Raw genomic sequence first — 25,085 nt, 5'->3', positions numbered from 1 at the left:
AGGGGGAGACAGGAGGGGAGGAGAGGAGAAGGGCGGTCGGACGGCGGGGGTCGCGGTGGCGGAGCTGTCAGCTCAGCCGGCGATCGATCACGGTCCGGATCTTGCCGCTGACCGGATTCCGGTCCAGTCCCCCCTCGGGGCGGCACTCGACCACGAGCTCGAACATGCGCAGCCCGTCGTCGTACAGGTGAGCGTCGCTCAGCGCCGGGAAGGCGTCGGCGAGGGCGGCCCGCAGGGTGGCCGGATCCAGTTCCACGCGTGACTCGGTACGCAGCACCAGCGTCTCGGTGCCCTCCCGGGTCGTCAGCTCCGCCTGCAGCTGGGAAACCTGGAACTGCTCCAGCGCGGCGAGGATGTCGCCGTGGTGCACGGTCGCCGACTTGAACTTCAAGAGCCCGTCGCTCCGTCCGAGGTACTCCAGGACCCGGCCGGACACCCCGCAGGAGCAGTCGCGTACGGTCACCCGGCCCACGTCGCCGATGCGGTAGCGGATCAGAGGGCCCTCGAACTTCTGCATGGCCGTGATCAGCAGGTGACCGGTCTCGCCGTCCGGCACGGGGACGCCGTCCTCGTCGACCACCTCGACGAGGTTGTAGTCGTCGTTGACGTGGTGCAGCGTGCCGCCGAGCCGCTCGCACTGGTAGCCGATCTGCGCTCCGTCGTTGGCCGCCAGGATGCTGGTGATGGACCGTGTTCCGAGCTCCTCGCGCAGCCACTGCTTGTCGGACTCGGTCATCGGGGTGCCGCCGTAGACGATCTTCTCGATCCGCAGGCCCGGATCCCGTCGCCGGGCCTCCCGGAGCAGGGGCAGGGGCGGGACCACGGTGGGCTGGCCCAGCAGGACGTTCACCGAGAAGTCGCGGACCAGCATCAGCATCAGCTCCGCGGTGACCTGCTGGCCGGCGGAGAACGCCTCCACCGGCATCCGGGTCAGCTCGCTGGACGTCGTCAGGAGACCGCCGTACAGGCCTCCACCGACCAGGGCGTTGAGGACCCGGTCTCCGTTGTGGATGCGGCGAGGGCCAGTTCCAGGTCGATCAGGTCGTTGTGGGCGAAGATGTGCTTGTCGTTGCCGGAGGTCCGCACGCCCTCGATCAGCGAGCGGTGGTTGAGCGCGTCCGAGAAGACCATCGTCTCCGGCTCGGCGCGCAGCAACGTGGCCAGCGTCTCCACGTTGGCCACGTAGCCACTCGTGAAGACCAGTGCTCGCTCCTTGGCATGCCAGACGGCGAGTAGCGCCTCCAGCTCCACATGTGCCTCACTGGTTCCAGCGATGTTGCGGGAACCACCGTTGCCCGTACCGTGCCGCAGGGTGGAGGTGACCTGGGCCTGCATCACCTCACGGTGCTGGCTCATGCCCAGGTAGTCGTTGGTGCACCACACCTGGATGCGGCGCCCCTGGTGCAGAGCGTGCCCGCGGTCCTCCGCGAGATAGGAGCAGGCGACGAAGTCGCGGTAGAGACCGTCAGCCCTGAGCTGGTCGAGACCAGCCCGGAGGCCGACGTACGCATCCGCGGGGGGCGGAGCAAGGGTGGAGATCACGGTGCTGCCCTCTCGGGTCGGGTGACTCGGTCAGGCCCCACCATGAGCTTTACCGTTCCCGATCCGGTCCCTCCTCCGTCCCTGCCCCGGACCGGGGCTTCCCGGAGCGGGGAGAAAGGGCCCCAGGACGCCTCACGGCCGCAGCCGGACCAGCCCTGGGCCCGACGGGTGACCGGGCTCGAAGGCATCGGGAATCCCCAGCCTGAGGCCCCGGCTCCGGGCGACCCGGTGCACGTCCCGCAGGGAGTGCGCCAGGGCGGCGGCGACATGGCGGAGCTGGACGGCCGTGGACCCGTCGTCCGCGACCATGTCGTCGGCGTGGTCGAGGAGTTCGTACGCCATGTCGAGCTGCATGGCCTCGACCTTGTCGGCCTCACGCGAGACCTTGCCGTCGCCGTCGCCGGCTACGTAGCAGGGCCTGCCTTCCGTTCCGGCCCAGGGGAGCAGGCGCGCGGTGTTCTGGGGCTGTTCGTTCATGGGGGCGTCAACTCCGTGCACGGTGGGGGTGAATTCTTCGCTGCGTAGCGATCCACTCACAGCGTGCGAGCGGTACGGCTAGGCTCGCCAGGGGGTTTGTGGTGACATCGCGTTCGTCGCACGGGAGTTGGCTGTGAGTAATACCTATGGCAAGTGGTTGAAAGCTCAGCGTGAATCCGCCGGGCTGACGCAGCAGCAGCTCGCGGACCTGGCTCTGATGACGCGGTCACATATCTCGCACATCGAGGCGGGGCGTCGTATGCCGAGCGAGGAGGATGCCCGGCGGCTGGACAAGGCGCTGGGCACGGGGAATGTGCTGGCAACCTTTCGGCCCCAGGAAGATGGCCGTTCGGTCGCAGAACACTTCGAGGGAGCCCGGAAGCTCGAAGAACTGGCAACTTTCATCTGCGAGTTCGCTGTCGCTTACTTTCCTGGAATCCTCCAGACCCGCCGGTATGCGGATGCTGTGCTGGGCACCGCCTTTCCGCCATACAGTGACGAGGAACGTGACGAGGCCGTCGTCTCACGGTTGGAGCGGGCCAAGATCCTGGAGCGACCCACCTCGCCCGTAGTCTGGGCGCTGCTGGACGAAGCAGTCTTCCGGCGCATGGCGGGAAGCGCGGACATCATGGCGGAGCAGATCATGCACGTGGTGAGGCTGGCCGAGCGTGGCCATATCCGCGTCCATGTGCTGCCTCTGGGCGGCCCCATCTGCACGCTGCACCAGAGCATGGTGACGCTGATGCATTTCGCGGATCAGCCACCGGTGGCGTACTCCGAAGGCACGAAGGTGGCCAAGTTGCACGATGCACCGCACTTGGTCGAGCGAATCCAGGGCGCTTACTCTCTGGCCATGAGCGACGCGCTGTCCCTCTCCGAGTCGTTGAACGCGCTCAGGGCAGCAGCAAAGGAGTACGGATACCGTGACTGAACGCGCCACACCACTCCCCAACTGGCGGAAGTCCTCGTACAGCAGCCCCGACAAAGACAGCTGCCTCGAAGTCCAGGACCACCACCCCACCGCCGTCCCCGTCCGCGACTCCAAGGTCCCCGGCGGGCCCGCCCTGCTCGTCCCCGCCGCCGGGTGGGCCTCCTTCGTGGACGCCGTCAAGAGCGGGGCCCTCTCCGCCTGACCTGAAGGGCAGACGGAAAGGGCCCGGCGTCTCACGCCCCCACGTACTCCGCCAGGTGCTCGCCCGTCAGCGTCGAGCGGTCCGCGACCAGGTCGGCGGGGGTGCCCTCGAAGACGATCTGGCCGCCGTCGTGGCCGGCGCCGGGGCCGAGGTCGATGATCCAGTCGGCGTGGGCCATCACTGCCTGGTGGTGCTCGATGACGATCACCGACTTTCCGGAGTCGACCAGCCGGTCCAGGAGGCCGAGGAGCTGCTCCACGTCGGCGAGGTGCAGGCCGGTGGTCGGCTCGTCCAGGACGTAGACGCCGCCCTTGTCGGCCATGTGCGTGGCCAGCTTCAGGCGTTGGCGTTCGCCGCCGGACAGGGTGGTGAGCGGCTGGCCGAGGCTCAGGTAGCCCAGGCCGACGTCCACGAGGCGGTCGAGGATCTTGTGTGCTGCGGGGATGGCCGCCTCGCCGGAGCCGAAGAACTCCTCGGCCTGGGCGACCGACATCGCGAGGACCTCGCTGATGTCGCGGCCGCCCAGGTGGTAGTCCAGGACCGAGGCCTGGAACCGCTTGCCCTCGCAGTCCTCGCAGGGGCTGGAGACGCTCGCCATCATGCCGAGGTCGGTGAAGATGACGCCCGCGCCGTTGCAGGTGGGGCAGGCGCCCTCGGAGTTGGCGCTGAACAGGGCGGGCTTCACGCCGTTGGCCTTGGCGAAGGCCTTGCGGATCGGCTCCAGGAGGCCCGTGTACGTCGCCGGGTTGCTGCGGCGGGAACCCTTGATGGGGCTCTGGTCGACCGAGATGACGTTCTCGCCCGCCGGGATCGAACCGTGGACGAGCGAGCTCTTTCCGGAGCCGGCGACGCCGGTGATGACGGTGAGGACTCCGAGCGGGATGTCCACGTCGACGTCGCGGAGGTTGTGCGAGGTCGCGCCGCGGATCTCCAGCGCGCCGGTGGACTTGCGCACCTCGTCCTTGAGGACGGCCCGGTCGTCCAGGTGGCGGCCGGTGACGGTGTCGGAGGCGCGGAGTCCTTCGAGGGTGCCCTCGAAGCAGACGGTGCCGCCCGCCGTGCCGGCCCCGGGGCCGAGGTCGACCACGTGGTCGGCGATGGCGATGGCCTCGGGCTTGTGCTCCACGACCAGGACGGTGTTGCCCTTGTCGCGCAGGCGCAGCAGGAGGTCGTTCATGCGCTGGATGTCGTGCGGGTGCAGGCCGATGGTGGGCTCGTCGAAGACGTAGGTGACGTCGGTGAGCGAGGAGCCGAGGTGGCGGATCATCTTGACGCGCTGGGCCTCGCCGCCGGACAGGGTGCCGGAGGGGCGGTCCAGGGCGAGGTAGCCGAGGCCGATCTCCACGAAGGAGTCCAGGGTCTGCTGGAGGGCTTCGAGGAGCGGGGCGACCGAGGGTTCGTCGAGGCCGCGGACCCATTCGGCGAGGTCGCGGATCTCCATCGCGCAGGCGTCGGCGATCGAGATCTTGTCGATCTTCGAGGAGCGGGCGCCCTCGGTGAGCCGGGTCCCCTCGCACTCGGGGCAGGTGGTGAAGGTGACCGCGCGGTCGACGAACTCCCGGATGTGGGGCTGCATCGACTCGCGGTCCTTGGAGAGGAACGACTTCTGGATCTTGGGGATCAGCCCTTCGAAGGTGAGGTTCGCGCCCTCGACCTTCACCTTGGTCGGCTCCCGGTAGAGGAAGTCCTGCATCTCCTTCTTGGTGAACTTGGCGATCGGCTTGTCCGGGTCCAGGAAGCCCGACTCCGCGTACGTCCGCACGGTCCACCAGCTGTCCGACTTCCAGCCGGGGATCGTGAACGCGCCCTCGGCGATCGACTTGGAGTCGTCGTAGAGCTGGGTGAGGTCGATGTCGGAGACCGACCCGCGGCCCTCGCAGCGGTTGCACATGCCGCCGGTGCGGCTGAAGGTCGCCTTGACCGCCTTCTTGTTGCCCCGCTCGACGGTGATCGCGCCGCTCGCCGTCACCGAGGGGACGTTGAAGGCGAACGCGCCGGGCGGGCCGATGTGCGGCTTGCCCAGCCGGCTGAAGAGGATGCGCAGCATGGCGTTGGCGTCGGTGGCGGTGCCGACCGTGGAACGGGGGTCGCTGCCCATCCGCTGCTGGTCGACGATGATCGCGGTCGTCAGTCCGTCGAGGACGTCGACGTCGGGCCGCGCCTGCGTGGGCATGAAGCCCTGGACGAAGGCGGGGTAGGTCTCGTTGATCAGCCGCTGGGACTCCGCGGCGATCGTGGCGAAGACCAGCGAGCTCTTGCCCGAGCCGGAGACCCCGGTGAACACCGTCAGCCGGCGCTTCGGGAGCTCGATGCTGACGTCCTTCAGATTGTTCTCCCGCGCACCGTGCACACGGATCAGGTCGTGGCTGTCGGCGGCGTGCGGCGCGGGCGGCTGCTCGGTCTTCGTTCGCGGAGCCATGCTCGTCGTCTCTCCATTACTGGTGCGCGGGACCTGCTGATGCGTGGAGCCCGTTGGGTGCGGTGCGGGGGCCTTGCTGGTGCGGCTCGTGGCGGGTGGTGCGGCTGGTACGGGCGGCCCGCTGGTGCGCGGAGCCTACTGGTCGTGCGTGAGGGCCGGGGCCTCTTTCGGCCTCGGCCTCTCACGGGCTGGTGCTGGTGCTACTTCTTGGCCTGGGTGATGCGGAGCATGTTGCCGGAGGGGTCGCGGAAGGCGCAGTCGCGGACGCCGTACGGCTGGTCGATCGGCTCCTGGAGCACCTCGCCGCCCGCCGCGCGGACCTTCTCGAAGGCCGCGTCGACGTCCTCGGAGGAGAGGATGACGCCGCGCAGCATGCCCTTGGCGAGCAGCTCGGCCATGGTCCGGCGGTCGGCTTCCGGGGCGTTCGGGTCCGCGAGCGGAGGTTCGAGGACGATCTCCACGTCCGGCTGTGCGGGGGACCCTACGGTCACCCAGCGCATGCCTTCGAATCCGACGTCGTTGCGCACCTCCATTCCCAGGGCGTCGCGGTAGAAGGCGAGCGCCTTGTCGTGGTCGTCGACGGCGATGAAGCACTGCGAGAGGTTGATGTTCATGCGTTTCACGCTACGGGCGGGGCTTGCGATCCGCTTCTCCATTCCTGACCGGTCGGGTGAGCATCTTGGCGACGCATGCCGGGATGGTCTCGCCCGCGTCGTGGGGGCGGGCCCGGTAGGCGCTCGGGCTCTCCCCGACCAGCTCCGTGAAGCGGGAGCTGAACGAGCCGAGCGACGTACAGCCGACGGCGAAGCAGACGTCCGTGACCGACAGGTCGCCCCGGCGCAGCAGTGCTTTGGCCCGCTCGATGCGGCGGGTCATGAGATAGCTGTACGGGGTCTCGCCGAAGGCGGCCCGGAAGCTGCGGGAGAAGTGGCCGGGCGACATCAGGGCGTCCCGGGCCAGCGAGGGCACGTCGAGCGGTTCGGCGTACTCGCGGTCCATGCGGTCGCGGGCCCGACGCAACCGGGCCAGGTCCTCCAGCCTCACAGCCACACTCCTTCACCCTCCCCCGCCTCTTCACCCTCCCACGGCCGTCGGCGCCCGGCCCCTCCCGAGGAGGCGGGGCGCCGGTCACCACTCGCGCTCGGCGATCAGCTTCTCCGGGTCCGCGTCCACGAAGCCGTACGCCGTCGCGATGATCCAGAAGGCCTCGCCTATCTCCTCGCGGGCGACCGTCTCGATCTCGCTGCCCGCCGCCTCGAACTCCGCCTCCAGGTCGTTGAAGGCCCGGGTCGGCGCGGCTGTCAGGGCGTACAGGGCGGTGAGGTCCGCGGGATCCTCGGCCTCGATCCGCTCGCAGAGGGCGCGCAGGACCGCCGTGCCCTTGTCCAGGAGGTGGTCGGGGAAGTAGTCGTCCTCGTACAGCAGGGCCAGGAACGTGTACTGCGCCAGCTGCTCGTTCGTGATGGTCACCGTGGTCTCCCCCATGCGTCCCGTACGTTCCGTCGCCGTCGTTCCGATACTCCCCCACGCCACTGACAATCGGGCCGCACGCGGGTGGCGGGGGTCCGGTGCGGACCGGGCGTCCGCGTGCCGAGCATCACCCTGGACAGCGGCCACAACCGGCGGGTAACTTCGAAGGAAGTCTGAGCAAGCGCTTAGCCGAGCACGACGAGAACTACGCGATCGAATCGACTGCCGACCTAGGAGGCATCCCGTGCGCCGTACGGTATTCAACGAGGACCACGAGGCGTTCCGGGAGACCATCCGCGCCTTCATCGCGGCCGAGGTCGTGCCGGTCTACGACGAGTGGTTCGCCGCGGGCCAGGCGCCGCGCGACTTCTACCTCAAGCTGGGCGAGCTGGGCATCTTCGGCATCGAGGTCGACGAGGAGTACGGCGGCGCGGGCATCGACTCGCACAAGTACGAGGCCGTCATCTACGAGGAGACCGCCCGCGCGGGCGTCTCCTTCGGAGGCTCCGGCGTGCACACGCTGCTCGGCCTCCCGTACATCAAGATGCTGGCCACCGGCGACCAGAAGAAGCGCTGGCTGCCGAAGTTCGCGAGCGGCGAGGAGATGTGGGCCCTCGCGATGACGGAGCCGGGCACCGGCTCGGACGTCGCGGGCATGAAGACCACCGCCAAGCTCTCCGAGGACGGCACGCACTACGTCCTCAACGGGTCCAAGACCTTCATCACCGGCGGCGTCCACGCCGACCGCGTGATCGTCTGCGCCCGCACCGCCGCCCCGCGCGATGACGACCGCCGCTTCGGCATCTCCCTCTTCGCCGTCGACACGAAGTCCGAGGGCTACTCGGTCGGCCGCAAGCTCGACAAGCTGGGCCTGCGGGTCTCCGACACCGCCGAGCTGGCGTTCGTCGACGTCAAGGTCCCGGTCGAGGACCTCATGGGCGAGGAGAACAAGGGCTTCGGCTACCTCGGCACCAACCTCGCCTCCGAGCGCTGGGGCATCGCCTTCGGCGCGTACGCCCAGGCCGCGGCCGCCGTCCGGTTCGCCAAGGAGTACGTGCAGGACCGCACGGTCTTCGGCAAGACGGTCGCCTCGTTCCAGAACACCAAGTTCGAGCTGGCCGCGTGCCAGGCCGAGGTGGACGCGGCCCAGGCCGTCGCCGACCGCGCGCTGGAGGCCCTGGACGCCGGAGAGCTGACGGCGGCCGAGGCCGCCTCCGCGAAGCTGTTCTGCACCGAGGTCGCCCACCGCGTCATCGACCGCTGCCTCCAGCTGCACGGCGGCTACGGCTTCATGAACGAGTACCCGATCGCCCGCCTGTACGCGGACAACCGGGTCAACCGCATCTACGGCGGCACCAGCGAGGTCATGAAGTCGATCATCGCCAAGTCCATGGGCCTGTAAGGGATTACCGGATTACCTTCCCTCCATGAACGAGAGTCCCGATCCCCTGCTCGATCTGCTCCACCTGCTCGACCTGGAGCGGATCGAGCGGGACATCTTCCGGGGCGTGAGCCGCAGCGCGGTCGTGCCCCGGGTCTTCGGCGGCCAGGTCGCGGCCCAGGCGCTCGTCGCCGCGGGCCGCACCGTCCCCGCCGACCGGGCCGCCCACTCCCTCCACGCGTACTTCCTGCGGCCGGGCGACCCCGGCGCGCCCATCGTCTACAGCGTCGACCGCATCCGCGACGGGCGGTCCTTCACCACCCGCCGCGTCGTCGCCGTCCAGCACGGGCAGCCGATCTTCCACCTCTCCGCCTCCTTCCAGAGTCACGAGGAGGGCATGGAGCACCAGGCGCCGATGCCCGCCGCGCCCGACCCGGAGACCCTGCCGACGGCCGCCGAGATGCTGCCCCGGTACGCCGACCGCTTCAGCGATCCGGAGGTCGTGGACCGGCTGATCGAGGCGCGGGCCGCGGTGGACCTGCGGTACGTGGACGCGCCGCCGTTCGGCACGGTGGGCGAGGCGCGCGAACCCCGGTCCCAGGTGTGGTTCCGCACGAACGGCAAGCTCGCGGACGACCCGCTGCTGCACGTCTGCCTGGCGACGTACGTCTCCGACATGACCCTGCTCGACTCGGTGCTCCTCGCCCATGGGCGGGGCGGCTGGGCGGTCGGGGACGTGGTCGGCGCGAGCCTGGACCACGCGATGTGGTTCCACCGGCCGTTCCGGGCGGACGAGTGGCTGCTGTACGACCAGGAGTCGCCCTCAGCCTCCGGCGGTCGCGGGCTGGGCCAGGCCCGCATCCACACCGCCGACGGACGCCTCGCGATCACGGTCATCCAGGAAGGCGTCGTCCGTGTTCCCCGGGGGTGACGCGTCCCGGGGAGTACGGGCCCGGGAGGCTCCGGGGATGTCGCGTCCCCCGGGATGAGCGCCAACTGAAGCGCCATTTCGGACATACTCCCCACCATGAGTGACGTGGAAGCGGGCAGTTCGACCGATGGCGGGGATGGCGGGGAGTCCACGTTCACGGTGATCGTGGCGGCCGTCGCCAACCTCGGCATCGCCGTGGCGAAGGCCGTCGCCGGGCTGATCAGCGGCTCCAGCGCGATGCTCTCCGAGGCGGCCCACTCGGTCGCCGACACCGTCACCGAGGTCATGCTCCTCGCCGCGCTCAAGCGGAGCGAGAAGCCGGCCGACGAGGAGCACCCGCTCGGTCACGGCCCCGAGCGCTACATCTGGGCGATGCTCGCCTCCATCGCCACCTTCGTCGGCGGAGCCGTCTTCTCCCTCTACGACGGCATCCACACCCTGGTCGAGGGCGAGGAGCTGGGCGACCCGCTCGTCTCCTACCTCGTCCTCGGCGTCGCCTTCCTCCTGGAGGGCTACTCGCTGCGCACCGGGGTCAAGCAGGTGCGGCGTGAGGCGTCACGGCTGCGGGTGCCGGACGCGTACTACCTGCGCCACACCCCGGACACGGCGGTGAAGGCCGTCGTGATGGAGGACTCGGCGGCCCTGATCGGGCTGCTGCTGGCGGCGGGCGGACTGCTCGGCGGGCAGCTTTCGGGCTCGGGCGTCTGGGACGGGATCGCGTCCTGCCTGATCGGCCTGCTGCTCGTGTACGTGGCCTGGGTGCTCGGCCGCACCAACGCGCAGCTGCTCATCGGGCGGCCGCTGCCCCCGGCGATGCGGTCCGGGGTGCGCGAGGAGCTGCTGTCGGTGCCGCACATCGTGGACGTACTGGAGCTGACCACGCTCATCCAGGGGCCGTCCGAGATCCTGATCGCCGCGAAGATCGACTTCCGGGACATGGCCACCGCCACGGAGGTCGAGTGGGCCTGCGAGGAGGCGGAGGCGCAGTTGCGCGAGCGGTTCCCGTCGGTGCGGCGGGTCTATCTGGACCCGACGCCGGGGCGGGCGCAGCGGCTGCGGCGGCAGCACCCCGGCGCCTGAGGCTTGCGCCGTCGGCGCCTGAGGCCGGTGGCATCGGCTCCTGCCGCTTGCGGCGTGGGCGCCCGAGGCCGGCAGCACCCCGGCTCCTGACGCTTGCGGCATCGGCTGCGCCACCCGCCCTGCTCCCTACGGCGTCAGCTCCGCCACCGTCTTCGCGATCCGCCGCTCCCGCGTCTCCCGCGCCTTCGCTCCCTCGACGGACGTGACGTACGCCTTCTGCCGGCCGGGCGAGAGCGCGGCGAACGCATCCGCCGCCCCGGGGGCCGCGACCAGCGCCGCCGCCAGGTCCTCGGGCGGCTCCACCGTGCGGGACGCGGTGTCGAGGGTCAGCTCCACCTCGATGGCGTCCCCGCCGCCGATGCCGGTCTCCGCGCGCTTGTCGGCGCTGAACGGGATGAGGTACCGCCCGCCCATCGGGGCGATCGTCGAGCGGTAGGCGTACCCGTTGACCGTGACGTTCACCGGGGGGCGCTTTCCCTCGCCGAGGGCCTCGACCACGGCCTCCGGCACCTCGATGCCCGTGTTGTTCCCGGTCCGGAACATCGTCGTGCTGAACTTCATGGCCTGCCCCTTACGTCTGCTCACGCCTGCGGTCGTGTCAGTGAAGACGCCCGCCGGGCCCGAAACTCATCGCCGGACACGCCCTCGCCGCCCCCCTACGCGGCGGGCTCCTCCGCGGGCTCCACGGACTCCACCGGCTCCTCCTCCAGCAGCCCCGCCGCGTGCAGCAGGTAGTCCGTCATCGGGTCGTAGAAGCGCGGGTCGGTGACGTGGTCGTCCAGCGGGACCGTGACCTGGAGGGTGCCCTCCGCCTCGCCGAGGAACAGGGCCGGGTCGTTGCAGTCCGCGTAACCGATCGCGTCCAGCCCCCGCTGTCCGGCGCAGCCCGCCCAGCCGTGGTCGGCGACGACCAGGTCGGGGAGCGGGCGGCCGAGGTGGGCCATGGCGTCCAGGATGGCGGCCATCGGGGCCGGGGAGTGGGTGTGCCAGAGGGTCGCCCCGCGTTCCAGCATCGCGACATCGGCGAACTGGAAGACCATGCCCTCGTCCGCCATCAGCCCGGACGGGATACGGACGATCTCGCAACCCGCGCGGCGCAGCGCGTCCGCCGTCTGCCGGTGCACGTCCAGCATGCCGCCGGGGTGCCCGGTGGCGAACAGGACGCGCTCGCGGCCGTCCGCGGCCTTGCGCAGCCGGGCCGCCATCCGCTCCAGGGCGTCGACCGTCAGCTCCGGGTCGATGGTGTCCTGGCCCTGCCGGTGCGCCGGGTCGTCGTTGACGCCGCAGCGCTCGGCCATCACGGCGAGCACGTCCTGCTCGTCGGTCCAGCGGTCGCCCAGCTCCAGGCCCAGCCAGTAGTGGCGGTCGCCGTTGGCGAGCTTGCGGTAGTGGGAGAGGTTGTTGTCGCGTGGCGTGGCGACGTCCCCCGCGATACGCGTACGGACGAGGTGGTCGACGAGGACGGCGCGGCTGGGTATCGGCATGGACCCATTGTGCCGTCCGGTGTGCGGGGTGTGCCCGGTGTCTTGCCCGACGGACGGATGTGCCGGGTGTTCCGTCCGGCGGAGGGTCCGCTTCCGGCCGGACGTGCGGGCCGACAGCCGTTCACGCGTCCGGCCCGCACGTCCGGCCCGGCAAGTCTTCGGGGACTGTTCACCCCCGCGTGACCTGCTTCTTCCCTCGCCGGGCGGGCGTCGGGCTCGAATGGAACCACCCAGAGGTCTGGACCAATTGAGTCGCGCCAAAGCGGTGTCCGATTCTCTCCGTCGGGACGCTCTCGGATAAGTGGTCTATACCTTTGGCATTAGGGTGGGCCACCTGAAACGGGCACATACACAGCCGTGGGGGGCTTTATGACCGTGCATCACCTTCCGCAACCTCCGTCCGACGACGAGCTCTACTGGTACTTCGGGCCGCAACGCCGGTGGGTGCTGGTGAGCAGTTCGCTGGCCTTCGTCTTCACGGCGGCCACGATGTTCACCTTCGCGTTACGGACCCCCGCACTGTGGGCCTTCCTCGCGATCCTCGGGCTGAACGTCGTGGCCCTGCTGCTCTCCTCCGTGAACAGCCTCCGTCAGCGCCGGCTGACCCGGGCCTCGCACGAGGTGCTCGTCCGCGCCTGGCGGCCCGCCGGGCTGCCGGGCGTGGACCTCTATCTGCCGACCTGCGGCGAGCCGCTGCCCGTGCTCGCCAACGCCTACCGCGCGGTCGCCGCCCTCGACTGGCCCGACGCGCTCACCGTCTGGGTGCTGGACGACGCCGCCCGGGCCGAGGTGGCGGCCCTGGCGGCCGAGCACGGCTACCGGTACGTCGTACGCCCCGACCGGGGCCACCTGAAGAAGGCGGGGAACCTCAACCACGCGCTCACGCTGTCCGGGGCCGAGTACATCGCGATCCTGGACGCGGACTTCGCGCCCCGGCCGGACTTCCTGCGCCATCTGGTCCCGTACCTCGCGGACCCGGCCGTCGGCATCGTGCAGAGCCCGCAGTGCTTCGACACCGACGCGGGCATGGACTGGATCCAGCGCGCCGCCGGGGCCGCGCAGGAGTGGTTCTTCCGCTGGATCCAGCCCTCGCGGGACGCCAGCGACGCGGCGATCTGCTGCGGCAGCAACGCCGTCTACCGCCGCTCCGCGATCGACCTGGCGGGCGGCTTCGCCCGGCTCGACCACAGCGAGGACCTCTACACCGGACTCGCCCTGCACGAACGGGGGTTCCGTACCCAGTACGTCCCCGTCCTGGTCGCCAAGGGCACCTCGCCCGACACCGTCACCTCGTTCGTCAACCAGCAGTACCGGTGGGCGATGGGCAACCTGCACCTCCTCGGCACCCCCGTCCTCAAGCGCATGGGCGCGCCATGGCGGATGCGGCTCTGCTTCTACGAGGGCGTCGTCGGCTACCTGACCACGGCCGTGAACACCTTCGCCGCCCCGCTGCCGCCGCTGGTGATGATGTTCTGGTACCCGGACCACATCCGCCCCTGGCACGTGCTGCCGCTGCTCGCCCCGCTGTGGCTGTGGCATGTGCTGCTGCCCCGGATCAGCCGCACCCGGTGGCGGGTCGAGGTCATCCGCGCCAACGTCCTCACCAGTGTGGCCGCCGCCACCGCGTTCTGGCACACCCTGCGGGGCCGCAGCGCCGCCTGGGTGCCCACGGGCGTGCGGAGCAGGGGGAGTTCGGGTTCGATGGCCCGCCGGGTCGTGGGCGTCTCGCTGGTCTGGCTGATCCTGTCCAACGGGGCCGCCGCCGGGGGCCTCGCGCTGGTGGTGGCCCGCAACGGCTGGGAGCCCGCCTGGGGCCTCGGCCTCTACCTGGTGGTCCAGCTCCAGATCAATGTCCCCCTGATCCGGGACCTGCTGACCGAACTGCGGCCGGACGGCCGGGCACCCGCCGAGGCCGTCGACGTCGGGTCGCCCGCCGGCCACCGTTCGCTGACCGGGCCCCGGACTCGGACCCGGCCCCGGGCGGGTGTGCTGCCCCGCCGCTGGCCCGAGGCCCTCGCCGCCTCCGCAGTCCTCCTGCTCACCGGCCTGCTCGCCTCCGGGTGGGTCGACCCCATGCTCCCGTGGCTGAGTTGAGCCGCACCGAAAGGCGCCACCCGATGCCGTTCCTCCTCGCCCACGGCCCTCGCCGGAAGCGGTCCGCTCCCCAGCCGCCATCGGCCACGCCCCCGCGCCCGGGGACCCCCATCGGTTCGGGCAACTCGGGCAACCCGGGCAGCTCGGGCAGCGAGTCCGGGCCCAGTCCGCACCGGTCCACGTTCCGCCCCGACATCGAGGGGCTGCGCGCCGTCGCCGTCCTCGCGGTCCTCGCCTTCCACGCGCAGATACCCGGGACGGCGGGCGGCTTCGTCGGGGTGGACGTCTTCTTCGTCATCTCCGGCTATCTGATCACCGGGCTCCTGGTCCGGGAGGCGATCGCCACCGGCCGGATCCGGCTCGGCGACTTCTTCTCCCGCCGGGCCCGCCGACTGCTGCCGTCGGCCGCCGTCGTCCTCGCCGCCGTCGCGGTGGCCGGGGCGTGGCTGACCGTACCGCTGCTCCGCGCCGACCTGGAGCAGGACGTCCTCGCGGCGGCGCTGTCCGTCGCCAACTGGCGGTTCGTCTCCCAGCAGACCGACTACCTGGCCGCCGGGCACGACCAGAGTCCGCTGCTGCACTTCTGGTCGCTGGCCGTCGAGGAGCAGTTCTACCTGTTCTGGGCCCCGCTGCTGGCGGTGATCGTGCTCGTCGCCGCCCGTGCGGTCCGCCGGGGCCGGGCCGTGCGCGCGGTCGTGGCGCTCGCAACAGTTGCGGTGGCGCTCGCCTCGTTCGCGCTGTCCCTGCACTGGACGCGGGACTCCGTCTCGCTGGCGTATCTCGGAACCCCCTCGCGGGTCTGGCAGTTCGCCGTCGGCGCGCTGCTGGCGCTGCTGCCCTGGCACCTGCTGCGCGGGCCGCGCCCGCTGCGGCGGGTCTGCGGGTGGGCGGGGGCCGCGGCGATCGTCTGGTGCGTCGTGTCGTACGACGCGTCGACCCCGTACCCCGGCTACGCGGCGCTCGTTCCCACCCTGGGCACGGCCGCCGTGATCCTCGCCGCGATCCCGGGCCGGGGCGAGCGCGAGGCCCAAGGGGCCTACGGTGTCGGGCGGTTGCTGAGCGGCCGGGCCCCTCGGGCGGTCGGGCGGCTCTCCTACAACCTCTACCTGTGGCACTGGCCGGTACTCGTCCTCGCCGAGGCTCGCCTCGGGGCGCTCGGCTGGCCCGCGAAGACGGCGCTGACACTGGCCGCCGCGCTGCCCGCCCTCGCCACGATGCGCTGGGTCGAGCAGCCGCTGCGCCGCAGCCGTACGGTCTCCGAACTTCCGCGCCGGGGACTGGCGGTGGGGGTCTCCGCCATCGTCCTGCCGGTGGTGCTCGCGCTGGTCGTCGGCACGACGACCCTGCACCTGATGGGCCCGGCCACCCCCGTCGACGCCAAGGGCCTCCCGCCGGGCGCGGCCGCCGGTCCCTCGCTGCTCGCCCGGGCCGACGGCTCCCCGCTCGCGGACGGCCCGCTGGTGCCGGGGCCGGCCCAGGCGCGCAAGGACTTCCCGCCGGACGGGGCCTGCCAGGTCGCCCCGGCGGTGACCCGCAGCCCGAAGTGCCTGTTCGGGGCGGTGGACAGCCCCGACCGCGTCGTCCTGCTCGGCGACTCGCACGCCGGGCAGTGGTTCTCCCCGCTGCTCGCGCTGGCCTCCCAGCGCGGCTGGGCGCTCCAGGAGCTGGTGAAGCAGGGCTGCCCGCTACCGGAACTGACCGTGAAGAACCCCCAGTTGGGGCGCGAGTACCGGGAGTGCGACACCTGGCGGGCCGACGCCCTGGACCGGTTGCGTACGGGGCCGAAGCCCCGGCTGATCGTGATCGCCTCGCTCAACCGGTACATCGCCGACCGCGAACTCCTCGCCGCCGCCTGGGAGAAGACGCTGAAGCCGCTGCGGGCGACCGGCGCGCCGATCGTGTACATCGAGGACACCCCCGTACCGGGTACGGACATTCCCGCGTGCGTGTCCGGCGCTCCGGACTCCACTGCCGCCTGCGCGTTCAGCCGGGCGGAGGCGGTCCCGGCGGACGAACTGGCACGGCGGATCGCGGCGGGTGCGGTGCCGGGCGTGCGGTCCGTCGGCGTGAACCAGGTGCTGTGCCCGGGGGACGGCCCGACGTGCCCGGCGGTGCGGGACCGGGTCCTGCTCTACCGGGACGACGCCCATCTGACGAACGTGGCGGCCATCGTGCTGGCCCCCCGGCTGGAGCGGCTGCTGACGGAGTCGGGCGCGCTGCCCCCGGTCGGTGCCCCCGCGCCCGTGCCTTCCGCCGCGCCCGGGGCGGGCGGCTGGACCGAGCTGCTGCGGGACGACTTCGACGGGCCGGCGAACAGCCGCCCCTCCCCCGCGAACTGGAGTCACGACCTCGGCACCTGCTATCCCGGCTGCCCGGCGCCGCGTTGGGGCACCGGCGAGATCGAGACCATGACCGACTCGACCGACAACGTGCGCCTGGACGGGAGGGGCGCCCTGGAGATCGTGCCCACCAGGCGGGGTGGGCAGTGGAGCTCGGGCCGGATCACGACCGTGCGGTCCGACTTCGCGCCGCCGCCCGGCGGGGTACTGCGGATCGAGGCGTCGATCGCGCTGCCGGACGTGGCGGGGCCGAAGGCGGCGGGCTACTGGCCGGCGTTCTGGACCCTGGGAGCGCCCCTGCGCGACGGGTACACCGGCTGGCCCGGGGTCGGCGAGCTGGACGTGATGGAGTCGGTCAACGGCCGGGACGCCTTCTTCGGCTCGATGCACTGCGGGGTCCTGGAGGGCGGGCCGTGCGAGGAGCCCGTGGGGCTGACGTCGGGACCGCAGGCGTGCGCGGACTGCCGTGGGGCGTTCCGCACGTACGCCGTCGAGGTCGACCTCTCCCCCGGGGCGGAGGAGGTGCGCTGGTATCTGGACGACCGGGTGTACCACCGGGTGCGGGCCGACGCGATGGACGCCGGGACCTGGAAGCGGGCCGTGGACCACGGGGTGTTCCTGATCCTGAACGTGGCGGTCGGCGGCAAGCTGCCGGAGGCCGACGGGGCGACGGTGGGCCCCGCGACCGAGCCGGGTCACCCGATGCGGGTCGACCTGGTCAGGGTCTCGGTCAAGGGCCGGGCCGGCTGACCGGGGGCCGCCTCTCGCCCCGGCCCGTCAGAGGCTGGCCGGCTGACGGGCCGGGACGGGGCAAGGCCAGGGCCGGGCGGGACGGGCCCGAACGGGGCGAGCCGACCACGTCCGGGGCTCGGTCAGAGCCCGGGCCGGCTGACCGAAGGCGCCCCGCCGCCCGGCCTTCACGGGCTGGGGCTGAGGCCTTCGACCGCGAGCGTGAAGAGGCGGTCGGCCTGGACCGAGGGTTCGGCGTAGTGCTCGGTGGCCAGGGCGATGCCGACGACCAGGGTGATCAGGTCGTGGAAGGTGACGCCCGGCCTGACCGTCCCGTCCCGCAGCGCGCGCCGGAGCAGGGGGGCGGCCGCGCTGTCGAGCACCGCGCCGCAGGAGTGCGGCGCGTCACCGGCAGGCGCATCACCGGCGGGCGCTTCACCGGCAGGCGCGTCACCGGCAGGCGCGTCGGTCGGCGGCTCGTAGGTCAGTGCGTCCGCGAACCCCCGGGCGGAGACGGCGTACTCCACGAAGGCGCGCAGCCAGTCCAGCAGGGCGGCGCGGCTGTCCTCGGTCCGGCTCAGCTCTTCCGCGCGCCGGCCAAGGGCCTGGATGCGCTCCTGGAAGACCGCGTCCAGAAGGGCCTGGCGGGTGGGGAAGTGACGGCGCACGGTGGCGGAGCCGACGCCTGCCGTGCGGGCGACCTGTTCGAGGGAGGCGGCGGCTCCGTGCCGGGCGACCTCGGCCTCCGCCACGGCGAGGATGCGGCTGTAGTTGCGGCGGGCGTCCGCGCGCTGACCGGTCACGTTCTCACTCCAGTTGCTAAGTGGTGGGCCCCGCCATATCGTAGCCGGGAGGAAACGGCGGGCCCCGCCGTTTCGCGTTCCCCGGTTCGCGAGGAGACACCCCCATGGCATCACGTACCGCCCCTGTACTGGTCACCGGCGCCACCGGCCGCCAGGGCGGGGCCACCGCACGGGCCCTGCTGGCCGCCGGCATCCCGGTGCGCGCCCTCGTGCGCGACCCGCACACGCGGCGCGCGAAGGACGTCGAGGCGTTGGGGATCGAGCTGGTGACCGGGGACCTGGCCGACCGGTCCTCGCTGGACGCGGCCTGCGCGGGCGTCCGGGCCGTGTTCTCGGTGCAGATGCCGCCGATGAGCGAGAGCGGCGTCGACTTCGCCGGGGAGCTGGCGCAGGCGACGCACCTCATCGGGGCGGCGCGGGCCGCGGGCGTGCCGCAGTTCGTGCAGTCCTCGACCAGCGGGGTCGGCGTGCACACGGAGACGCCGGGCTGGGCGGAGGGCCGCTGGGCGGCGATGGAGCCCTACTTCGACACCAAGCAGGCCATCCTGGAGGCGGTGCGCGGGGCGGGCTTCGCCCGTTGGACCGTGGTCAAGCCCGCGTTCTTCATGGAGAACCTGCCCCAGCTGGCGCCGGACGGCCCCGGCGGCGGTCTCGCGACGGTGATCCGGCCGGACACGACCCTGGCGCTGGTGGCCTGCGAGGACATCGGCGCGGCCGTCGCCCACGCCGTACGGGAGCCCGACCGCTTCCACGGGGTGGAGCTGGAACTCGCGGGCGACCGGCTCACGATGGAGCAGGTGGCCGGGGCGCTGTCCACCGCGTGGGGCGTGCCGGTGGAGGCCCCTTCCATGGATCTCGACGAGGCCCTCGCTGCGGGGATGCCGGCCTGGGGCGCCGGCCACCTGTGGAGCAACGCCATCACGCAGCCTGCCCGCCCCGAACTCGCCACGGAGCTGGGGGTTCCGGTGACCTCGTTCGCCGCCTGGGCGGACCGGCACCTGACGGCTGCGCGGGCCTGACGGCCGCCTCGGGCCCGGGCGCTTCCCAAGGGGACCGGCACGGGCGCGGCGGGAATGCGGCCCGGATGCGGCGCCCAGGTGCGGCCCTACGTCACCACGGAGAGCACCGTCACCACGGTCACCGTGGAGATCGCCGCCTGGAGGTTGCGGATCGCCTCGCCCACGCTCACGCCCGCCCAGTGCCCTTCGGCGATGTGGGCCATGCGCGGCGCGACCTGCTTCTTCGGCAGGCCGGGGAAGGCCTGGGGGTGCATGCCCGTGGCGTGCAGCAGGGCGACGAGGGAGCTGGTGCGGGCGTCCGGCTCGGCCCCGTGCAGCACCGCGGCGGCCAGCCGGGCGCGCAGCTCCCGCTCGACGGTCCCGTCGGCCTCCGGGTAGCGGCGCACGGGGAAGACGCCGAGGGCCCGGTGCTTCTCCTCGGTCACCAGGCCGCGGGCGCAGAGGCTCTCCACGACGTCCTGCGAGCCCTTGGCGTGGTCCCGGGTCAGCCAGTCGGTGACCTTGCGGCTGCTGGACGCCCCGTGGACCCAGCGCGTCAGCCGGTCGAGCCGTCCGTCCAGGAGCGGATCGCCCGTGGGGGACGGGTCGAAGACCTCGACGCGGCCGCCCTTCACCGTGACGCGGCCCGCCATGACCAGCTCCAGGAGCATGCCTGCCGCCACGCCCCAGCGGGCGGCGGTCTCCCCCTTCGCCGCGCCGGTGGTGTCGTCCAGCGACAGCAGCATGATCTCTTCGCCCAGTGAGACGGCCATGGTGCGACTCCCCGCATCGTTAGGTGTCGACCGGACAGACGCGCGAGTACGGTCCGGGGTTGCTCAGGAGGCGAAACCGCTGCTCAGGATGGTTCCGCGGCGGCGAAGGCGCCCCGGGCCAGCCGGTGCAGCAGGGCGGCGGTCACTGCCCGGCCGGGCAGGGTCTCGGGGCGGGCCAGGTGCGGGGTGGAGTTCAGCAGGCCGAAGACGGCGTGCACGGTGACACGGGCCCGGTTCTCGGCCAGCGTCGGGTAGAGGGCGCGGACGACGCCGACCCAGACCTCGACGTACTCACGCTGGAGCCGGCGCACCCGCTTGCGGTCCGTGTCGCGCAGCCGGTCCAGCTCGCGGTCGTGGAGGGTGATCAGGGGGCGGTCGTCGAGGGCGAAGTCGATGTGGCCCTCGATGAGCGCGTCCAGGAGGGCCTCCGGGGAGCCGTCGCCCCGGGCGGCGTCCTCCGACACCCGCATACGGCCGCCCTCCAGCAGCCGTTCGCTGATGCCCACCAGGAGCTCGGCGAGCATCGCGTCCTTGCCGGGGAAATGACGGTAGAGACCGGGACCGCTGATCCCGACAGCGGCGCCTATCTCGTCGACGCCGACGCCGTGGAAGCCGCGCTCGGCGAAGAGGCGGGCGGCCTCCCGGAGGATCTGCTCGCGGCGGGTGGGGGCCGCGACGCGGGCGGCGGCATGGGTGCTCATGAGGATTCATTCTAGACAGGGTCGTTAGCGCTCGTTAACCTGAGGGAAACGCGTTAACGATCACTAACAGCAGTGCCGGCACCAACAGCAGTGCCAGCGCTGACAACAGTGTCAGCAGAGACAGCAGCGGTTGACTATCGCGGTACGGGCAAGGGGGCTCGACACGATGCAGCAGGCACCGGTCCTGGCGAGCGCGGCCGATCCCGCCTCGGAGGCCTGGCAGGCCAACGAGGCGGCTCATCGCGCGCTCTCCGACGAGCTGGCGGGACGCCTCGCCACGGCACGGCTGGGCGGGGGTGAGAAGGCGCGGGCCCGCCACGAGGCGCGCGGCAAGCTGCTCCCCCGGGACCGGGTGGACACCCTCCTCGACCCGGGTTCGCCGTTCCTGGAGCTGGCCCCGCTGGCCGCCGAGGGGCTGTACGGGGGCGCGGCCCCGGCCGCCGGCGTGATCGCCGGGATCGGCCGGGTCAGCGGCCGGGAGTGCGTGATCGTCGCCAATGACGCGACCGTCAAGGGCGGCACGTACTACCCGATGACCGTGAAGAAGCACCTGCGCGCCCAGGAAGTGGCGCTGGAGAACCGTCTCCCCTGCCTCTATCTGGTCGACTCGGGCGGCGCGTTCCTGCCGATGCAGGACGAGGTCTTCCCCGACCGGGACCACTTCGGGCGGATCTTCTACAACCAGGCCCGGATGTCGGGGGCCGGCATCCCGCAGATCGCGGCGGTGCTGGGCTCCTGCACGGCGGGCGGGGCGTACGTCCCGGCGATGAGCGACGAGGCCGTCATCGTCCGGAACCAGGGCACGATCTTCCTCGGCGGCCCGCCCCTGGTGAAGGCCGCCACCGGTGAGGTCGTCACGGCGGAGGAGCTGGGCGGCGGCGAGGTCCACTCCCGTACGTCGGGGGTCACCGACCACCTCGCGGAGGACGACGCGCACGCCCTGCGGATCGTCCGCAACATCGTCGCGACCCTCCCGGACCGCGCCCCGCTCCCCTGGTCGGTCGAGCCGGCCGAGGAGCCGAAGGTGGACCCGGCCGGGCTGTACGGCGCGGTCCCGGTGGACTCCCGGACGCCGTACGACGTACGCGAGGTCATCGCCCGGGTGGTGGACGGCTCCCGCTTCCAGGAGTTCAAGGCGGAGTACGGGCAGACGCTGATCACCGGCTTCGCCCGCGTCCACGGCCACCCGGTCGGGATCGTCGCGAACAACGGGATTCTGTTCTCCGAATCGGCCCAGAAGGGTGCGCACTTCATCGAGCTGTGCGACCAGCGGGGCATCCCGCTCGTCTTCCTCCAGAACATCTCCGGCTTCATGGTCGGCCGGGACTACGAGGCGGGCGGCATCGCCAAGCACGGCGCGAAGATGGTCACGGCCGTGGCCTGCACCCGCGTGCCGAAGCTGACGGTCGTGGTCGGCGGTTCGTACGGCGCGGGCAACTACTCGATGTGCGGCCGGGCCTACAGCCCCCGCTTCCTGTGGATGTGGCCGAACGCCAAGATCTCGGTGATGGGCGGCGAGCAGGCCGCCTCCGTGCTGGCCACCGTCAAGCGCGACCAGCTCGGCGACGACTGGCGCGCCGAGGACGAGGAGACGTTCAAGGCCCCGATCCGCGCCCAGTACGAGACCCAGGGCAACGCCTACTACGCGACCGCCCGGCTCTGGGACGACGGTGTGATCGACCCCGTGGACACCCGGCAGGTCCTGGGTCTCGCGCTCACGGCCTGCGCCAATGCCCCGCTGCCCCAGAAGGACCCGGCCGGGCCCGGCTTCGGCGTCTTCCGGATGTGAGGAACAGATGACGATGTTCGACACCGTTCTGGTCGCCAACCGCGGCGAGATCGCGGTCCGGGTGATCCGGACCCTGCGGGAGCAGGGCGTGCGTTCCGTCGCGGTCTTCAGCGACGCGGACGCGGACGCCCGGCATGTACGGGAGGCGGACACGGCGGTCCGGATCGGCCCGCCGCCCGCGTCCGAGAGCTATCTGAACGTGCCCGCGCTCCTGGAGGCGGCCCGCCGCACCGGCGCGCAGGCCGTGCACCCCGGGTACGGCTTCCTGGCGGAGAACGCCGGCTTCGCGCAGGCGTGCGCGGACGCGGGACTGGTCTTCATCGGCCCGCCCGCCTCCGCGATCTCCCTCATGGGCGACAAGATCCGGGCCAAGGAGACGGTCGCGGCGGCCGGGGTCCCGGTCGTGCCCGGCTCCGCCGGAAGCGGCCTGACCGACGCCCAACTGGAGGAAGCGGCACGGGAGATCGGCGTGCCGGTGCTGCTGAAGCCGAGCGCGGGCGGCGGCGGCAAGGGCATGCGCCTGGTCCGCGACGCGGCTGTGCTGGCGGAGGAGATCGCGGCGGCCCGCCGCGAGGCACGGGCCTCCTTCGGCGACGACACCCTCCTCGTGGAGCGGTGGATCGACCGGCCGCGCCACATCGAGATCCAGGTGCTGGCCGACACCCACGGCAACGTGATCCACCTCGGCGAGCGCGAGTGCTCGCTCCAGCGCCGCCACCAGAAGATCATCGAGGAGGCCCCCTCGGTCTTCCTCGACGAGGAGACCCGGGCGGCGATGGGCGAGGCGGCCGTGCAGGCGGCGCGCTCCTGCGGGTACGCGGGCGCGGGGACGGTGGAGTTCATCGTCCCGGGCGACGACCCGTCCTCGTACTACTTCATGGAGATGAACACCCGCCTCCAGGTCGAGCACCCGGTCACCGAGCTGATCACCGGTGTGGACCTGGTGGAGTGGCAGCTGCGGGTGGCGTCCGGCGAGCGACTGCCGTACGCGCAGGAGGACATCACCCTGACCGGCTGGGCGATCGAGGCCCGCGTCTGCGCCGAGGACCCGGCCCGGGGCTTCCTGCCCTCCGGCGGTACGGTGCTGGCGCTGCGCGAGCCGCAGGGCGGCGGGGTACGGACGGACTCGGGGCTCAGCGAGGGCGTGCCGGTGGGCAGCCTGTACGACCCGATGCTGTCGAAGGTCATCGCGTACGGCCCCGACCGCGCGAGCGCGCTGCGCAAACTGCGGGCGGCCCTCGCGGACACGGTGATCCTGGGCGTCCCGACCAACGCGGGCTTCCTGCGCCGTCTGCTGGCCCACCCGGACGTGGTCTCCGGCGACCTGGACACCGGGCTCGTGGAACGCGAGGCGGAGGGCCTGGTGCCGGACGGGGTGCCGGACGAGGTGTACGCGGCGGCGGCGGCGGTCCGCCGGGAGGCGCTGGAGCCCCGGCCGGACGCGGGCGGCTGGACGGACCCGTTCTCGGTGCCGAGCGGGTGGCGGACGGGGGGTGTGCCGGCGCCGCTGCTCTTCCCGCTGCGGGTGGCGGGCGCGGACCCGGTGACGTACGGCGCTCCGGCCTCCGCGACGGTCACGGCCGACCGGGTCACGGTCGAACTCGACGGCGCCGTGGGCCACTTCCACCGCTCCGGGGACTGGCTGGGCCGGGACGGCGACACCTGGCACGTCCAGGACCACGATCCGGTGAAGGCGTCCCTGAGCGGGGCGGGCCGGGGCGGGGCGGACACCCTGGCGGCCCCGATGCCGGGCACGGTCACGGTGGTGAAGGTCGCCGTCGGGGACGAGGTCGAGGCGGGACAGAGCCTGCTCGTGGTGGAGGCGATGAAGATGGAGCACGTGATCTCCGCCCCGCACGCGGGGACCGTCACCGAGCTGGACGTCACGGCGGGCGCGACGGTCGCGATGGACCAGATCCTGGCGGTGGTGGTCCCCGTGGCGGCTGCTTCGGTCGAGGAGGGCTCATGACCACGCGCCCGCTCCCCATGGAGGTCCCGGCCCCCGGGCTGCCGGCCCGGGTCCGTATCCACGAAGTAGGCGCGCGGGACGGCCTCCAGAACGAGAAGGAGACCGTCCCCACGGAGGTGAAGGCGGAGTTCATCCGCCGGCTGGCGGTGGCCGGTCTGACGACGATCGAGGCGACGAGCTTCGTGCACCCGAAGTGGGTGCCCCAACTGGCGGACGCGGAAGCCTTGTTCCCCCTCCTCGGGGAGATCGCGGACGTGGGCGACGTCGCTCTCCCTGTCCTCGTGCCGAACGAACGCGGACTGGACCGGGCGCTGGCGCTCGGAGCCCGGTCGATCGCGGTGTTCGGCTCGGCGACGGAGACGTTCGCCGCCCGCAACCTGAACCGGACCGTGGACGAGTCGCTGGCCATGTTCGAGCCGGTGGTGGCCCGCGCCAAGGCGGAGAAGGCGTATGTGCGCGGCTATCTGTCGATGTGCTTCGGTGACCCGTGGGAAGGCGCGGTGCCCGTGGCACAGGTGGTCCGGGTCGCGAAGGCGCTGATGGATCTGGGCTGCGACGAGCTGTCGCTGGGCGACACGATCGGGGTGGCGACGCCGGGCCACGTAACGGCCCTGCTGACAGCGCTGAACGAGGCGTCCGTCCCTACCGAATCCATCGGCGTCCACTTCCACGACACGTACGGCCAGGCGCTGTCCAACACCCTGGCGGCACTCCAGCACGGGGTGAGCACGGTCGACGCCTCGGCGGGCGGCCTGGGCGGCTGCCCGTACGCGAAGAGCGCCACGGGCAATCTCGCCACCGAGGACCTCGTGTGGATGCTCAACGGCCTCGGCATCGAAACGGGCGTCGACCTCGACGAGTTGACCGCCACCAGCGTCTGGCTCGCCGGACACCTGGGCCGACCGAGCCCATCCCGCACGGTCCGCGCCCTGACCCCTTCCTCTTCCTCCCCCTCCCACAAGGAGTGAGCCAC

General features: G+C 71.9%; 23 protein-coding genes. 11 read left to right on the top strand and 12 right to left on the bottom strand.

Features of this window, described 5'->3' with window-relative positions:
- Positions 1-67: 67 nt before the first annotated feature.
- The 3 genes from AB0F29_RS25670 to AB0F29_RS25660 all read right to left on the bottom strand — a co-directional run bounded on the left by AB0F29_RS25670 (position 68) and on the right by AB0F29_RS25660 (position 2,019).
- Positions 68-925 carry a hypothetical protein gene (locus tag AB0F29_RS25670; protein ID WP_361876191.1) on the bottom strand — a complete coding sequence of 286 codons (858 nt, stop codon included), beginning with the start codon at positions 923-925 and terminating at the stop codon, positions 68-70.
- Between the two features lie 23 nt (positions 926-948).
- Entirely contained in the window at positions 949-1,542 is a 594-nt protein-coding gene (locus tag AB0F29_RS25665) for an aminotransferase class I/II-fold pyridoxal phosphate-dependent enzyme (RefSeq protein WP_361876188.1), read from the bottom strand.
- A 132-nt stretch (positions 1,543-1,674) separates the two neighbouring features.
- Positions 1,675-2,019 (bottom strand): hypothetical protein, encoded by a 345-nt coding sequence (locus AB0F29_RS25660; RefSeq protein WP_361876185.1) that lies wholly within the window; start codon positions 2,017-2,019, stop codon positions 1,675-1,677.
- Positions 2,020-2,152: 133 nt separating this feature from the next.
- Between AB0F29_RS25660 and AB0F29_RS25655 the strand changes: the two genes are divergently transcribed.
- A complete protein-coding gene (locus tag AB0F29_RS25655) occupies positions 2,153-2,950 on the top strand; it encodes a helix-turn-helix transcriptional regulator (protein WP_361876182.1) in 798 nt (265 codons plus the stop codon).
- Positions 2,943-3,152, top strand: coding sequence for a DUF397 domain-containing protein (locus AB0F29_RS25650; RefSeq protein ID WP_361876179.1), 210 nt, complete (start codon positions 2,943-2,945; stop codon positions 3,150-3,152). The genes AB0F29_RS25655 and AB0F29_RS25650 overlap by 8 nt, the downstream gene beginning before the upstream one ends.
- Positions 3,153-3,183: 31 nt before the next feature.
- Here AB0F29_RS25650 and AB0F29_RS25645 read toward each other — a convergent pair whose 3' ends face one another.
- From AB0F29_RS25645 to AB0F29_RS25630, 4 genes are all read right to left on the bottom strand, one after another.
- Complete coding sequence (locus AB0F29_RS25645) at positions 3,184-5,571, bottom strand: excinuclease ABC subunit UvrA (protein ID WP_361876176.1); 2,388 nt, start codon at positions 5,569-5,571, stop codon at positions 3,184-3,186.
- Positions 5,572-5,771: 200 nt separating this feature from the next.
- The gene (locus AB0F29_RS25640; protein WP_026290780.1) at positions 5,772-6,185 is read right to left on the bottom strand and encodes a VOC family protein; all 414 of its coding nucleotides are present in this window, start codon (positions 6,183-6,185) and stop codon (positions 5,772-5,774) included.
- 10 nt (positions 6,186-6,195) lie between these two features.
- Positions 6,196-6,615, bottom strand: a complete 420-nt coding sequence (locus AB0F29_RS25635; protein WP_361876173.1) for a helix-turn-helix transcriptional regulator — start codon at positions 6,613-6,615, stop codon at positions 6,196-6,198.
- Positions 6,616-6,699: 84 nt separating this feature from the next.
- Positions 6,700-7,041 (bottom strand): DUF5713 family protein, encoded by a 342-nt coding sequence (locus AB0F29_RS25630; protein WP_361876170.1) that lies wholly within the window; start codon positions 7,039-7,041, stop codon positions 6,700-6,702.
- 244 nt (positions 7,042-7,285) lie between these two features.
- Between AB0F29_RS25630 and AB0F29_RS25625 the strand changes: the two genes are divergently transcribed.
- From AB0F29_RS25625 to AB0F29_RS25615, 3 genes are all read left to right on the top strand, one after another.
- Positions 7,286-8,443, top strand: coding sequence for an acyl-CoA dehydrogenase family protein (locus AB0F29_RS25625; protein WP_361876168.1), 1,158 nt, complete (start codon positions 7,286-7,288; stop codon positions 8,441-8,443).
- Positions 8,444-8,468: 25 nt separating this feature from the next.
- On the top strand, positions 8,469-9,353 hold the full coding sequence (locus tag AB0F29_RS25620) for an acyl-CoA thioesterase II (RefSeq protein ID WP_361876166.1): 885 nt from the start codon (positions 8,469-8,471) through the stop codon (positions 9,351-9,353).
- Between the two features lie 96 nt (positions 9,354-9,449).
- Positions 9,450-10,433, top strand: coding sequence for a cation diffusion facilitator family transporter (locus tag AB0F29_RS25615; RefSeq protein WP_361876163.1), 984 nt, complete (start codon positions 9,450-9,452; stop codon positions 10,431-10,433).
- A gap of 126 nt (positions 10,434-10,559) precedes the next feature.
- On the opposite strand, the gene AB0F29_RS25610 is transcribed toward AB0F29_RS25615, so the two are convergent.
- Both AB0F29_RS25610 and AB0F29_RS25605 read right to left on the bottom strand, forming a co-directional pair.
- Complete coding sequence (locus AB0F29_RS25610; RefSeq protein WP_361876160.1) at positions 10,560-10,994, bottom strand: YdeI/OmpD-associated family protein; 435 nt, start codon at positions 10,992-10,994, stop codon at positions 10,560-10,562.
- Positions 10,995-11,089: 95 nt separating this feature from the next.
- A complete protein-coding gene (locus AB0F29_RS25605; RefSeq protein ID WP_361876157.1) occupies positions 11,090-11,917 on the bottom strand; it encodes a phosphatase in 828 nt (275 codons plus the stop codon).
- 369 nt (positions 11,918-12,286) lie between these two features.
- On the opposite strand from AB0F29_RS25605, the gene AB0F29_RS25600 reads away from it, so the two are divergent.
- Both AB0F29_RS25600 and AB0F29_RS25595 read left to right on the top strand, forming a co-directional pair.
- On the top strand, positions 12,287-14,011 hold the full coding sequence (locus AB0F29_RS25600; RefSeq protein ID WP_361876154.1) for a cellulose synthase catalytic subunit: 1,725 nt from the start codon (positions 12,287-12,289) through the stop codon (positions 14,009-14,011).
- Between the two features lie 23 nt (positions 14,012-14,034).
- Complete coding sequence (locus AB0F29_RS25595) at positions 14,035-17,100, top strand: acyltransferase family protein (RefSeq protein WP_361876390.1); 3,066 nt, start codon at positions 14,035-14,037, stop codon at positions 17,098-17,100.
- A 167-nt stretch (positions 17,101-17,267) separates the two neighbouring features.
- Here the strand turns inward: AB0F29_RS25595 and AB0F29_RS25590 are convergent, their stop codons facing one another.
- Entirely contained in the window at positions 17,268-17,882 is a 615-nt protein-coding gene (locus AB0F29_RS25590) for a TetR/AcrR family transcriptional regulator (RefSeq protein ID WP_361876151.1), read from the bottom strand.
- 104 nt (positions 17,883-17,986) lie between these two features.
- On the opposite strand from AB0F29_RS25590, the gene AB0F29_RS25585 reads away from it, so the two are divergent.
- Complete coding sequence (locus tag AB0F29_RS25585; RefSeq protein WP_361876148.1) at positions 17,987-18,901, top strand: NmrA family NAD(P)-binding protein; 915 nt, start codon at positions 17,987-17,989, stop codon at positions 18,899-18,901.
- 86 nt (positions 18,902-18,987) lie between these two features.
- Here the strand turns inward: AB0F29_RS25585 and AB0F29_RS25580 are convergent, their stop codons facing one another.
- Entirely contained in the window at positions 18,988-19,653 is a 666-nt protein-coding gene (locus tag AB0F29_RS25580; RefSeq protein WP_018959389.1) for a GPP34 family phosphoprotein, read from the bottom strand.
- Between the two features lie 83 nt (positions 19,654-19,736).
- On the bottom strand, positions 19,737-20,354 hold the full coding sequence (locus AB0F29_RS25575) for a TetR/AcrR family transcriptional regulator (protein WP_361876144.1): 618 nt from the start codon (positions 20,352-20,354) through the stop codon (positions 19,737-19,739).
- Positions 20,355-20,520: 166 nt separating this feature from the next.
- On the opposite strand from AB0F29_RS25575, the gene AB0F29_RS25570 reads away from it, so the two are divergent.
- Genes AB0F29_RS25570 through AB0F29_RS25560 form a run of 3 tightly spaced genes read left to right on the top strand, consistent with a single transcriptional unit; the run spans position 20,521 to position 25,080 of the window.
- Complete coding sequence (locus AB0F29_RS25570; protein ID WP_361876141.1) at positions 20,521-22,143, top strand: carboxyl transferase domain-containing protein; 1,623 nt, start codon at positions 20,521-20,523, stop codon at positions 22,141-22,143.
- 7 nt (positions 22,144-22,150) lie between these two features.
- A complete protein-coding gene (locus tag AB0F29_RS25565; RefSeq protein WP_361876138.1) occupies positions 22,151-24,112 on the top strand; it encodes an acetyl/propionyl/methylcrotonyl-CoA carboxylase subunit alpha in 1,962 nt (653 codons plus the stop codon).
- Complete coding sequence (locus AB0F29_RS25560) at positions 24,109-25,080, top strand: hydroxymethylglutaryl-CoA lyase (protein ID WP_361876131.1); 972 nt, start codon at positions 24,109-24,111, stop codon at positions 25,078-25,080. The genes AB0F29_RS25565 and AB0F29_RS25560 overlap by 4 nt, the downstream gene beginning before the upstream one ends.
- Positions 25,081-25,085 lie beyond the last annotated feature (5 nt).

It is taken from the genome of Streptomyces sp. NPDC026589 (assembly GCF_040638385.1).
Lineage (GTDB): Bacteria > Actinomycetota > Actinomycetes > Streptomycetales > Streptomycetaceae > Streptomyces.
This window is presented reverse-complemented; position numbering and strand designations above follow the sequence as displayed.

Coding starts and splice junctions, on each gene's coding strand:
- AB0F29_RS25670 (WP_361876191.1), bottom strand. CDS start 925: ATGCCGGTGGAGGCGTTCTCCGCCGGCCAGCAGGTCACCGCGGAGCTG.
- AB0F29_RS25645 (WP_361876176.1), bottom strand. CDS start 5,571: ATGGCTCCGCGAACGAAGACCGAGCAGCCGCCCGCGCCGCACGCCGCC.
- AB0F29_RS25640 (WP_026290780.1), bottom strand. CDS start 6,185: ATGAACATCAACCTCTCGCAGTGCTTCATCGCCGTCGACGACCACGAC.
- AB0F29_RS25600 (WP_361876154.1), top strand. CDS start 12,287: ATGACCGTGCATCACCTTCCGCAACCTCCGTCCGACGACGAGCTCTAC.
- AB0F29_RS25560 (WP_361876131.1), top strand. CDS start 24,109: ATGACCACGCGCCCGCTCCCCATGGAGGTCCCGGCCCCCGGGCTGCCG.
- AB0F29_RS25660 (WP_361876185.1), bottom strand. CDS start 2,019: ATGAACGAACAGCCCCAGAACACCGCGCGCCTGCTCCCCTGGGCCGGA.
- AB0F29_RS25605 (WP_361876157.1), bottom strand. CDS start 11,917: ATGCCGATACCCAGCCGCGCCGTCCTCGTCGACCACCTCGTCCGTACG.
- AB0F29_RS25610 (WP_361876160.1), bottom strand. CDS start 10,994: ATGAAGTTCAGCACGACGATGTTCCGGACCGGGAACAACACGGGCATC.
- AB0F29_RS25620 (WP_361876166.1), top strand. CDS start 8,469: ATGAACGAGAGTCCCGATCCCCTGCTCGATCTGCTCCACCTGCTCGAC.
- AB0F29_RS25580 (WP_018959389.1), bottom strand. CDS start 19,653: ATGGCCGTCTCACTGGGCGAAGAGATCATGCTGCTGTCGCTGGACGAC.
- AB0F29_RS25585 (WP_361876148.1), top strand. CDS start 17,987: ATGGCATCACGTACCGCCCCTGTACTGGTCACCGGCGCCACCGGCCGC.
- AB0F29_RS25615 (WP_361876163.1), top strand. CDS start 9,450: ATGAGTGACGTGGAAGCGGGCAGTTCGACCGATGGCGGGGATGGCGGG.
- AB0F29_RS25575 (WP_361876144.1), bottom strand. CDS start 20,354: ATGAGCACCCATGCCGCCGCCCGCGTCGCGGCCCCCACCCGCCGCGAG.
- AB0F29_RS25595 (WP_361876390.1), top strand. CDS start 14,035: ATGCCGTTCCTCCTCGCCCACGGCCCTCGCCGGAAGCGGTCCGCTCCC.
- AB0F29_RS25570 (WP_361876141.1), top strand. CDS start 20,521: ATGCAGCAGGCACCGGTCCTGGCGAGCGCGGCCGATCCCGCCTCGGAG.
- AB0F29_RS25565 (WP_361876138.1), top strand. CDS start 22,151: ATGACGATGTTCGACACCGTTCTGGTCGCCAACCGCGGCGAGATCGCG.